This is a genomic window from Burkholderia sp. BCC1998, assembly GCF_905339875.1.
In the GTDB taxonomy this organism is placed as follows: Bacteria; Pseudomonadota; Gammaproteobacteria; order Burkholderiales; family Burkholderiaceae; genus Burkholderia.
This window is the reverse complement of record NZ_CAJPHE010000088.1, coordinates 1-634: the sequence shown is the minus strand read 5'-3', so window position 1 is coordinate 634 and position 634 is coordinate 1. Positions and strand designations below refer to the sequence as shown.

Genomic DNA, 634 nt, shown 5'->3' with positions numbered 1-634 from the left:
CGCCGAGGCCGACGACAAGGTCCACCCGAAGAGCTACGACCTGTCGAGCCTGCGCATCATCGGCACGGTCGGCGAGCCGATCAATCCGGAAGCGTGGATGTGGTACCACAAGCATGTCGGCCAGGAGCGCTGCCCGATCGTCGACACGTGGTGGCAGACCGAAACCGGCGGCCACATGATCACGCCGCTGCCCGGCGCGACGCCGACGGTGCCGGGTTCGTGCACGCTGCCGCTGCCGGGCATCATGGCCGCGGTGGTCGACGAAACCGGCCAGGACGTGCCGAACGGGCAAGGCGGGATTCTCGTCATCAAGCGTCCGTGGCCGGCGATGATCCGCACGATCTGGGGCGATCCGGAGCGCTTCAGGAAGAGTTATTACCCGGAAGAACTCGGCGGCACGCTCTATCTCGCCGGCGACGGCACGGTGCGCGACAAGGACACCGGCTACTTCACGATCATGGGCCGCATCGACGACGTGCTGAACGTGTCGGGCCACCGACTCGGCACGATGGAGATCGAGTCGGCGCTGGTCTCGCACGAGCTGGTTGCGGAAGCGGCGGTGGTCGGGCGTCCGGACGACACGACCGGCGAGGCGGTGGTCGCGTTCGTGGTGCTCAAGCGCTCGCGTCCGGAA

The 634-nt window shown here is 67.7% G+C and carries 1 protein-coding gene; it reads left to right on the top strand.

The genetic code is table 11. From position 1 onward, the window contains the following. Positions 1 to 634, top strand: a 634-nt coding sequence (locus U5A56_RS36900; protein WP_321927406.1) for an AMP-binding protein, incomplete at both ends; no start/stop codon positions are given.